Origin of the sequence: Pseudomonas sp. 18.1.10 (assembly GCF_024655625.1) — a bacterium.
Classification (GTDB): domain Bacteria; phylum Pseudomonadota; class Gammaproteobacteria; order Pseudomonadales; family Pseudomonadaceae; genus Aquipseudomonas.
This window is the reverse complement of record NZ_JANLGL010000189.1, coordinates 1-10,411: the sequence shown is the minus strand read 5'-3', so window position 1 is coordinate 10,411 and position 10,411 is coordinate 1. Positions and strand designations below refer to the sequence as shown.

Below are 10,411 nucleotides of genomic sequence, written 5' to 3'. Positions count from 1 at the left end.
TGATCCACCGCTTTCGCGAGCAAGCCCGCTCCCACACAAGCCAGCTCCCACAGTTTGATCTGTGTGAACCTCAGGCCTCGGGCATGAGTTGCTGCCGGCACTCTAGCACCAACCTTGCACCGCCGCTCGCGCTGCTGCCCACCTCCAACTTGAACCCGTGCAGGTTGATGATCGCCGCGACAATCGACAAGCCCAAGCCAAACCCGCCTTGCTGGTCGTTTTCATCCACGCGATAGAAGCGCTGGAACACCGCGTTGCGTTCGGCAATCGGGATGCCCGGCCCGGAGTCGTGTACTTCGATGCGCGTGCTGCCGGCGTCGTTCACGGCGCGCAGGACCACTTCGCCGCCCGCCGGGGAGAACTTGATCGAGTTGCTCAGCAGGTTGGCCAGCGCTTCGAACAACAGGGCGCGGTCGCCGGTGATCCAGGGCAGGGAGTCCGGGGTGTCGAGCACCAGTTGCAGCTCGCCTTCTTCGGCCAGCGGCAGGTAGAAGTCATGCAGTTCGCGCAGCAACGGCAGCGGGTCCATCACCAGGAAACCCGAGCGGCGCTGGTGGTCTTCCAGTTCTGAAATGCGCAACAGCCCGCGAAAACGCGCCATCAGCGTGTCGGTTTCGGCAATGGCATCATCCAGTTTTACCGCAAAGCCGGAGTCTTCTTCTGCCTCTTGCCTGATGCGGTACAACTGCGCCCTCAAGCGGGTCAGCGGGGTGCGCAGGTCGTGGGCGATGTTGTCGCACACGCCCTTGACCTCGTTCATCAGCTTTTCGATGCGGTCGAGCATGGCGTTGACGATGGCGGCGAGCATGTCCAGTTCGTCGCGCCGATTCGACAGCGGCAGGCGGTGGGTCAGGTCGCCGGCGACGATGGCCTCGGCGCTTGCTTGAATGCCGCGAATGCGCCGCAACGGGCGGCGGCGCAGCAGGTGCCAGCCGGCGGCGCCGGGGATGATGGTCAGCGACAGCGCCCACAGCAGGGCATGCCAGATGATCCGGGTCACGCCAAACAGCGAACCGTTGGCGCGCACCAGCACCAGCCAGCGGCCGTCGTCGGTGTGGGTGGCCACGGCGTCGCAGCTGTCCTTGGGCAACTTGGGGTCGTCGGAGTCGACGCAGTTGGCCAGGGCGTGGATCTTGCCGTCCAGCGGCAGGTCGGGCGGCACGGCGCGGATCGGTCCGCTCAGCGGGTTGAATTGCTCGTCGAACAAACCGTAGGCGTCCACGCCCTTCATGTCGAATGTCATGCTGGTGGTCAGCGCTTCCACCAGTTCCTCGCCGTCGAAGCGCTGGAACAGGTGCTGGCGCTGCATCAGCGAATGGCGCGAGAGGTCGCCCAGGTAACCGGACACCTCGTAATACAGCACCCCCATGAGGATGCAGCTCCAGGCCACAAACAACGAACTGTACAGCGCCAGCAAGCGGCTGCTGGAAGAACGCCAGCCCTTAGAGGGGTTCAGCAATGACATAGCCGGAACCTCGTACCGTGCGGATCAGCGGCGTGAGGCCCGGTGGATCGATCTTTTTGCGCAGGCGGCCGATGTGCACGTCGATCAGGTTGGTGCCGGGGTCGAAGTGGTAACCCCAGACTTCCTCGAAGATCATCATGCGCGAGAGGATCTGCCCGGTATTGCGCATCAGGAATTCCAGCAGCTTGTATTCGGTGGGCAACAGGCTCAGCGGTTGCTCGGCGCGGCTGGCCTCGCGGCTGATTAGGTTGAGTTCGAGGTCGGCCACGCGCAGGGCGGTTTCGAATTCCTTGACCGTGCTTTTGCGCCGCAGCAGTACTTCGACGCGGGCAGCCATTTCATCGGAGGCGAAGGGTTTGGTCAGGTAGTCATCACCACCAGCCCGCAGGCCGCGCACCCGTTCGTCCACATCGGAGAGGGCGCTAATCATCAGGATCGGCGTCGATACGCCGATGGTGCGCAAGGTGGTCACGATGGCCAGGCCATCGAGTTCCGGCAGCATGCGGTCGAGGGTAATCAGGTCGTAATCGCCGCTCACGGCGCGGACCAGGCCTTCGCGGCCGTTGTCTACCCAATCTACGTCCAGTCCATGGCTACTCAGCTCGGCGACGATCTCGCGGGCTGTTACGGCGTCATCCTCGATGGTCAAAATGCGGGTCATAGGATTACCTGGTGAGCGATTCACACTAGAAGTGGGGGCATTTTGCCAAGAAATGCCTGAACGCTTCCTAAATTAAACTTCATGTTGGCAGAACCACCACAATTTATGCCCCACCGGTTTTGTGTTGGGCTTGAGGTTGCATAACGCCTGCCCGGAAGAAGCTGTTCTTGCAAGTTGCATGGTCCTAGGAAGTTCAAGTTATTTAACTTGTTGAAAACATTAGGTATTTAATTTTCAGGCGACTGGCATGGCGCCTGCACTGTCACTCCCGAGACATGTAACACCATTTTTCCTGCCGGGAGCAAAACAACAATGATCACATCCTCATCCACGCTACAAGAATCGAGCTCGCGCTCCGGGGTTTCCTGGGGGGCGATCTTTGCCGGGGCGGCCGCCGCGGCTGCGTTGTCCCTGATCCTGGTATTGCTGGGCTTCGGCCTGGGCTTTTCGGCGGTGTCGCCGTGGGCCAATAGCGGTATCAGCGCCAAGGGGCTGGGCATTTCCACCATTATCTGGCTGGCCTTTACCCAAATCGTCGCCTCGGGCCTGGGCGGTTACATCGCCGGTCGGTTGCGGGTGAAGTGGGCCAATATGCATGGCGATGAGGTGTACTTCCGTGATACTGCCCATGGTTTCCTGTCCTGGGCCGTTGCTACCCTGGTGGCGGCAACCTTGATCGTCGGCTCCGTGAGCAGTGTCGTCGGCGGCAGTGTGCAGGCCGGTGCCAGCGTCGCCTCGGGTGTGACCCAGGCCGTCGGTACGGCGGTGAAGGGCGACGACTTCGGCTACTACGTAGACAGCCTGTTCCGCGATGACCGCCCGGTCGCTGTCAGCGACGACGCCGCTCACGGCGTGGTTGCACGCATCTTTGCCCGTACCTTGAGCAACGATGGCCAACTCGCCGCCGAAGACCGTGCCTACCTGGCCCAGTTGGTCAGCCAGCGCACCAACCTCAGCCAGGCGGATGCCGAGGCGCGGATCGACAAGGTGTATGGCGATGCGCGTAAAGCGGTCGAGGATGCCAAAGTCAAAGCCAAGCAGGCCGCCGATACCGCCGCCAAAGTGGCTGCATACACATCGCTGTGGACCTTCATTGCCCTGCTGATCGGCGCGTTCTTCGCCAGCTTCGCGGCCACCTATGGCGGTCGTCGCCGTGATGCGGTGGTGTATGTCGAAACCGAACACTTTGTCCGTTAATTCAAGGAGAACATCATGCGCTCATTACTGCTGTGGTTCCTCGGGGTGCCGATTCCGGTGATTATCCTGATCGCGATCTTTATGCATTGATAGCAATACGACCCGAGCCGTGCCTTTCCAATAGGCACGGCTTTTTTGTGTCTATGGCATAAGTGCACGGTTTTTAAGACTGTGAGATTTGACAGTATCGAAGGGTGGCTCCCGGGATTAGGCTCTTCATGGCAGTTGTAAATCATGAAGTAACTTTTTCCGAGGGCCTCACAAGTGACTAATTTGATCAAGGGCGTGACGAATCAAGGCACGACTGGCAAGGTTACAGCAAGTGTCCATAATCCTCAGGTTAACCCTCCCGCGCATCTTCACGTTGGTGACGCCGATAAAATGGTGATGGTGGTGACGGGGGGGGTGTTCAAGATACTGACGACAGAGAAGCTCGGTTCCGGTGCCAATCAACAAGTGGGGCTCGATTTTGAACTGCCGGAGCAGAATCTTCCGGCCGTGGGTGGTACGCGTCAGTACATCGTTGGGCAGGAGATAACTACACGTTGGTGGGCTTACGAAAATGCGGGTGGTAAAGCCTATCGTGGCACTAGTGGCATGGTTCACCTGACACGTATTGCCGATGAGCATTTTGTCGGCGATTTTGATTTTGTTGGGACCTTCGGCAGCCAAAGCGTTCAAGTCACCAAGGGAGATTTGGACCTGACAGGGTTCATCACGCCGACCTCGGTCCGCAGCAATGCACCGACTGCCGGTTCAGGCACTTTTACCGGGAGTTTCACGGGAGGGCCGGTGCCCGGGCCATTCAGTGCGACGCAGGTGAGTATTCAGGAGCACTCCGGGGGGGGCATTCCCAAATACCTCGAAATACAGGGCCGAAGAGTTGAAGGGTTTCCCGAGGTCCAGACATTCATCGCTATCAATCTGAAGGAAAACGCGACCGGGCTGACGTTTGATTTGGCCACCAGCACGGATGTCAGTGTGACCTTTTTCACCTTTCCAGATTATGGATTCGCTTTTCCTGTCTACGGCACACTGACATTCAACGTGCCGCCTGATGCAAAGCAAGCGGCAGGGACCTTGAATTGCGTCTTCCAGAAAAATGATGATCCGACGTTCACGTATGCCGACAGCTTCGCCATAACCGCTTGAAGTCATGGCCTGACGCTCGTCACGGGCGCGTTGACCCGTGACGGGCGTAAGGCATACCAGCCTGCGAGCAACAGTGCGCTGGCCATCGATGTCATGACCACCAAAGGTTCTGACGTACCGTTGGACAACAATCCGGTCACCCAACTGCTCAGCGCCGTCAAAAACATCTGAATAAAAAAGAACAACCCCGACGCCGTCCCGGCAATCGCGCCGTAAGGCTGCAACACTGCCAACTGACAGGCCGGAATCACCATGCCTACCGACACCATAATCACCACCATCGGCAACACGATCGCCAGCCATTCACCCGGCAACGCGGCGGTCGCCGCCGCGAGCAGCATGCTGCCCAGCACATTCAGCGCGATGGCACCGGCAATCAACTGATCCGGTTCGAACTTCAGCACCAGGCGGCGAAATATATGCGCGCCCAGCATGTAGCCGCTGATGGTCGCCGCAAACACCAGCGCGTAGGCCGTGGCAGAGAGACCGTAGCCGCGCTGCAACAATGCCGACGACTCGGCGATAAACGGGAAATAGGTGCTGTACACGCAGCCAATGGCCAGGGAATAGCCCAGGAAATATCGGTCCCGCAGGAGCTGGCCGTAAATACGCAGCAGATTGCTCGGCGGTGCGGCAGCGACGGCTGGCGGACGGGTCTCGGGCAGGCGGCGATACACCACCCAGTACAAGCCAGCCCCGATCACGCCGAGTACGACAAACAGTCCACGCCAGTTGATGAACGGCAGCAACAGGCTGCCCAGTACCGGCGCGGCCATGGGTGACACGGCCATGGCCATGGAGATCAGCCCCAGCAGGCGCGCCTGTTCGTGGCGGTCAAAGTAGTCACGCACAATCACCCGGCCAATCACCGTGGTGCAGCAACCGCCGAGGGCCTGGAACAGCCGGGCGATAATCAGCACCGTCAGGCTGTCGGCCAGGGCGCAGGCCACGGTCGCCAGCACATACAGCAGCAGGCCGGCCAGCAGCACCGGGCGGCGGCCGAAGCGGTCGGTGAGCGGGCCGGCCGCCAGCAGGGAAATCGCCGAACCGAGGGTGTACAGGGTCAGGGTCAGTTGCAGTTGGCTGTCGCTGCTGTGGAAGTAGTCGGCCATGGCCGGCAGGGCGGGCAGGTGCATATCCAGGGTGATGCGCGGCAGGGCGATCAGCACGGTCAGCAGCGCCAGCCAGAACCCGGTGGAAAGGGCGCGTTGGGTCATGGGAAGTTTCTTCGCAAGGAGTAGGACTCAAACTCTAGCGCCATTGTGGTTTAATCCTGAGGGCCACTTACGGCGTAATGGACTGGACCACTATGAGCCGCGGAAAAGCTGCATCTGCCCTCGACCTGCCGCGCCCCGACAACCTGGACGCCGGTAAACAGCAGGGCGCCTACGACGCCTTGCGCGCGGCCATCCTCAATCGGCAGTTGCCGGCCGGCAGCCGCCTGCCGTCCACCCGCAGCCTGGCGCAGCGTTGGCTGGTGTCCCGTGGCACGTTGGAAGCGGCGTTTGATCGGCTGCACAGCGAAGGCTATGTGCAGCGGCTGGCCGGCTCTGGCACGCGGGTGTGTGCGGTGATTCCCGAGCAATTCATTGCGGCATCCGTGGCGAGCGTCGCACCGCGCCGCGAGGCGGTGGCCGACCTACCGGACGCCGGAGTGCAAAGCCATGTGCCCTTCGTTGCCCGGCGCCCGGATGCCAGCCTGTTCGACTTGAAGGCCTGGGCCCGCTGCATTGCCCGTGGCTTGCTGGCGGTGGGGCCGGGTGTGCTCGAAGCGGCCCATCCCGCTGGCCTGCCTGAATTGCGCGCACAGATCGCCGACTACCTGCGCAGCTACCGCGGCATGCAGTGCGAGGCGGATGAAGTGATTGTCACCAGTGGCATCCGCCACGCCCTCGACCTGATCGCGCGCACGGTGCTCAAGCCGGGTGACACGGCGTGTGTGGAAGACCCCGGTTATCTGCCGGCGCGACGTTTGTTCGGCCTGGCGGGCGCGCATGTCCACGGCATTCCCGTCACCAGCGACGGTCTCGACACTGACCAACTCCCTGATACGGCACGCCTGGCCTACGTCACCCCGGCCCACCAGGCGCCGCTGGGCATGACCCTGTCGGTGTCGCGGCGCCTGGCCTTGCTGGACTGGGCCACCCGCGCCGATGCCTGGGTGGTCGAGGACGACTACGACAGCGAATACAACTACAACGCCGCGCCGCTGGCTGCGCTCAAGTCCCTGGACGGTGGCGACCGGGTGATCTACTGCGGCAGCTTCAACAAGAATCTGTTCCCTGGCTTGCGTGTGGGCTTCATGGTGGTGCCCAAGGTGCTGCGTCGCTCGCTGCTGCGCACGTTGCAACTCACCGGGCATTCGGTGGGGGCCACGGATCAGTTGGGGTTGCTGGAGTTTCTGCGCAGCGGCACGTTTGTGCGGCATTTGCGTGCTTCACGTCAGGCGTATCAAGCGCGGCGTGATGCGTTGCTCGACTGCTTGCCTGAGGGCTGCAGGGTCAGCGGTCAACAGGCGGGTTTGCACTTTGTGTTGTGGTTGCCTGCGGGAGTGGAGGAGGGTGATTTTTGCGCCCGTGCTGCACAAGTAGGGTTAACGCTGCAACCGCTGGGCAAGTTCTGCCACGACCAGGGCTTGCCACCGGCGGTGATCATTGGCTACACCGCCCTGACCCTGGCGCAGATCCGATATCACGGTCTCGCGCTGGCGCAGCTATTGGTCAGTCGTCAAACCCCACCTGCTCGTGAATCTCATCCACCTTCAACTCCAAGCGATACGCCACCGCAATAAACAACGCCTGGCACAAACACAACGTAGCGCTCAACGAGCGGAAGGCAAACGACGATCCCTCATTCACCAACAGCACCGCGTTCGCCCGCTTGGCCAGGGGCGACAGGTTGCTGTCGGTGATAATCAACGTCTTGGCCTGATGATGCTGGGCGATGCGCAGGCAGTGCTGGGTCTCTTTGCCGTAGGGCGTGAAGCTGATGGCGATCACCAGGTCGTTGGCGCGCACGCTGCGCATCTGCTCGCGGTAGCTGCCGCCCAGGCCCGAGATCAGGTGGATGCGCTTGTTGGTGTGTTGCAGGTTGTAGACCAGGTAGTCGGCCACCGCGAAGGAGCGGCGCACGCCAACCACGTAGATGTTGTCGGCGTTCACCACCAGGTCCACGGCTTTGTCGAAGGCCACGTCATCCAGTTCCAGCCCCAGGCGTTCGATGCCGGACAGCGTGGCGTTTACGCATTCGCGTGCCAGGTCGCCGCCGCTGGCTTTCTGCGACTTGTTGGCGATCATGCTGCGGATGCGCTGCTGGTAGTTCTGCACCGGCGTGGTCTTGTGGGTGTAGGCCTCGCGAAACAGCGCCTGCATCTCACTGAACCCACTGAAGCCGAAGCGTTGGGAAAACCGCACGATGGCCGACGGGTGCACTTCGCACTCGCGGGCGATGTCGCTGATGCGGTCCACCATGATGCGGTCGCTCTGCTGGCTCATGTAGCTGGCGATGCGCTTGAGCTGGCGGGGCAGGCTTTCATATTCGTCGGTTATCAGCTGCAACAGGCGTTCGGCATTGATCGGAGGGCTGGCGACGGTGTCTTCCAGGGTGGTCTCGGGATCGGTGCGGGACATGGGCAATCCTTCTGGCGTGTTGTTCTGTTGCGCTGATGGGTGGCGCAAGTCTACAGGGTAGGCGCAAAAAAATACCCCGGCATCACGGCCCGCGTGGCCTGCTGAAACGATGCACGGCGGCTGGCGTGCCCCTATGCTGACGTATTGGAAAAAATATTCCACTAAAAATAATTATGGAATAAATATTGATTGCCGCCGCTGGACGTTCTAGTCTGCATCCCACCAAGAGCGTTTGCCGTCGCCACGGCGGCACAACGCAGGCTGATAAAAATAACAGGAGCCAGCATGGGCCAGACTCGTTTTGCCAGTGGGCGTCAATTGGATCTGATTTGCCTCGGGCGCCTGGGCGTCGACCTCTATGCGCAGCAAGTAGGTGCGCGGCTTGAGGACGTGTCCAGCTTTGCCAAGTACCTCGGCGGTTCCTCCGCCAATATCGCCTTTGGCACCGCGCGGCTTGGCCTCAAGTCGGCGATGTTGAGCCGGGTCGGCGACGACCATATGGGGCGCTTCCTTGTTGAATCCCTGGCCCGTGAAGGCTGCGATGTCAGCGGTATCAAGGTCGACCCTGAGCGCCTCACCGCGCTGGTGCTGCTGGGCCTCAAGGACCGCGAAACCTTCCCCCTGGTGTTCTACCGCGAAAACTGCGCCGACATGGCCCTGCGCGCTGAAGACATCAGCGAAGCCTTTATTGCCTCCAGTAAGGCCCTGCTCATCACCGGCACGCATTTCTCCACCGACAGCGTGTACAAGGCCAGCATCCAGGCCCTGGACTATGCGGCCAAGCACAACGTCAAGCGCGTGCTGGATATCGACTACCGCCCGGTGCTGTGGGGCCTGGCGGGCAAGGCCGACGGCGAGACGCGGTTTGTTGCCGACCAGAACGTCAGTGCCCATGTGCAGACGATCCTGCCGCGTTTCGACCTGATTGTCGGCACGGAAGAAGAATTCCTCATCGCCGGTGGCAGTGAAGATTTGCTTAGCGCCCTGCGCCGCGTCCGCGAGCTGACGCCAGCGACCCTGGTGGTCAAGCTCGGCCCGCAAGGTTGCACGGTGATCCACGGCGCGATCCCGACGCGCTTGGAAGACGGTGCGATCTACCCTGGCGTGCGGGTTGAAGTGCTCAACGTGCTGGGCGCCGGCGATGCCTTTATGTCGGGCTTCCTCAGCGGCTGGATCAATGACGCCAGCGATGAGCGTTGCAGCCAGTTGGCGAATGCCTGCGGCGGCCTTGTTGTGTCACGCCACGCCTGCGCACCGGCCATGCCGACCCCGGCCGAGCTGGAGTACCTGTTCAACAGCCCGGTGCCCATCACCCGCCCGGACCGCGACGAAACCCTGCAACGCCTGCACCGCGTGACGGTGCCGCGCAAAGCCTGGAAACAACTGTTCATCTTTGCCTTCGACCATCGCTGGCAACTGGTGGACCTGGCCCAGCGCGGCGGCCAGGACACCACGCGCATCAGCGCGATCAAGCAGCTGTTTATCCAGGCCATCGAACGGGTGGAACGCAAGCTGAGCGAGCAGGGCGTCGAGGCCGATGTCGGCTTGCTGGCCGATCAACGCTTCGGCCAGGACGCGCTCAACGCCGCCAGCGGTCGCGGTTGGTGGATCGCGCGCCCGGTGGAGGTGCAGAACTCGCGCCCGCTGGCGCTGGAACACGGGCGTTCGTTGGGCAGCAACCTGATCGCCTGGCCCCAGGAACAAATCATCAAGTGCCTGGTGCAATACCACCCGGACGACGAACCGCTGCTGCGTCTTGAGCAGGAAGCCCAGCTCAAGGCGGTGTATGACGCCTCCGTGGTCAGTGGCCATGAGCTGCTGCTGGAAGTCATCCCGCCCAAGGATCACCCGTCCACCTACCCGGATGTGCTGTACCGCAGCCTCAAGCGCTTGTACAACCTGGGCATCTACCCGGCGTGGTGGAAGATCGAGGCACAGTCGGCCAAGGACTGGAAACAGCTCGATGAGTTGATCCAGGAACGCGACCCGTACTGCCGTGGCGTGGTGCTGTTGGGGCTGAATGCGTCGGCCGAATGCCTGGCCGAGGGTTTCCAGCAAGCCAGCCAGAGCACGACTTGCCGTGGTTTTGCGGTGGGCCGCACGATCTTCCAGGAGCCCAGCCGTGCGTGGCTGGCGGGGGAGATTGATGATGAGACGTTGATCCAGCGGGTTCAGGCGACCTTTGAACAGCTGATTAACGCCTGGCGCAGTGCCCGAACCTAAACACAGTTCTAAATGTGGAATGCAATCAAATGTGGGAGCGGGCTTGCTCGCGAAGGCGGCGTGTCAGGCGACACATCTGCTGGC

At 61.6% G+C, this 10,411-nt stretch carries 8 protein-coding genes; 4 read left to right on the top strand and 4 right to left on the bottom strand.

Going from position 1 to position 10,411, the window contains the following annotated elements; translation table 11 throughout:
• Positions 1-70 precede the first annotated feature (70 nt).
• Together NUV89_RS23590 and NUV89_RS23585 are read right to left on the bottom strand one after the other, a co-directional pair.
• The gene (locus NUV89_RS23590; protein ID WP_257783216.1) at positions 71-1,465 is read right to left on the bottom strand and encodes a HAMP domain-containing sensor histidine kinase; all 1,395 of its coding nucleotides are present in this window, start codon (positions 1,463-1,465) and stop codon (positions 71-73) included.
• Entirely contained in the window at positions 1,443-2,126 is a 684-nt protein-coding gene (locus tag NUV89_RS23585; RefSeq protein WP_003219726.1) for a response regulator transcription factor, read from the bottom strand. The genes NUV89_RS23590 and NUV89_RS23585 overlap by 23 nt, the downstream gene beginning before the upstream one ends.
• Positions 2,127-2,438: 312 nt before the next feature.
• On the opposite strand from NUV89_RS23585, the gene NUV89_RS23580 reads away from it, so the two are divergent.
• Both NUV89_RS23580 and NUV89_RS23575 read left to right on the top strand, forming a co-directional pair.
• Positions 2,439-3,323 (top strand): hypothetical protein, encoded by an 885-nt coding sequence (locus tag NUV89_RS23580; protein WP_257783215.1) that lies wholly within the window; start codon positions 2,439-2,441, stop codon positions 3,321-3,323.
• Between the two features lie 264 nt (positions 3,324-3,587).
• Positions 3,588-4,475, top strand: coding sequence for a hypothetical protein (locus tag NUV89_RS23575; protein ID WP_257783214.1), 888 nt, complete (start codon positions 3,588-3,590; stop codon positions 4,473-4,475).
• Positions 4,476-4,477: 2 nt separating this feature from the next.
• Here NUV89_RS23575 and NUV89_RS23570 read toward each other — a convergent pair whose 3' ends face one another.
• Positions 4,478-5,692: a multidrug effflux MFS transporter gene (locus tag NUV89_RS23570; RefSeq protein ID WP_257783213.1), complete on the bottom strand. Its 1,215-nt coding sequence runs from the start codon at positions 5,690-5,692 to the stop codon at positions 4,478-4,480.
• A gap of 92 nt (positions 5,693-5,784) precedes the next feature.
• Here NUV89_RS23570 and NUV89_RS23565 point away from each other — a divergent pair, with 92 nt between their 5' ends.
• The gene (locus tag NUV89_RS23565; protein ID WP_257783212.1) at positions 5,785-7,266 is read left to right on the top strand and encodes a PLP-dependent aminotransferase family protein; all 1,482 of its coding nucleotides are present in this window, start codon (positions 5,785-5,787) and stop codon (positions 7,264-7,266) included.
• Here the strand turns inward: NUV89_RS23565 and NUV89_RS23560 are convergent.
• A complete protein-coding gene (locus tag NUV89_RS23560) occupies positions 7,196-8,104 on the bottom strand; it encodes a MurR/RpiR family transcriptional regulator (protein WP_017735816.1) in 909 nt (302 codons plus the stop codon). The two genes, NUV89_RS23565 and NUV89_RS23560, sit on opposite strands and share 71 nt — an antisense overlap.
• 285 nt (positions 8,105-8,389) lie before the next feature.
• On the opposite strand from NUV89_RS23560, the gene iolC reads away from it, so the two are divergent.
• On the top strand, positions 8,390-10,327 hold the full coding sequence (gene iolC / locus NUV89_RS23555) for a 5-dehydro-2-deoxygluconokinase (protein ID WP_257783211.1): 1,938 nt from the start codon (positions 8,390-8,392) through the stop codon (positions 10,325-10,327).
• The last annotated feature ends 84 nt before the right edge of the window (positions 10,328-10,411 follow it).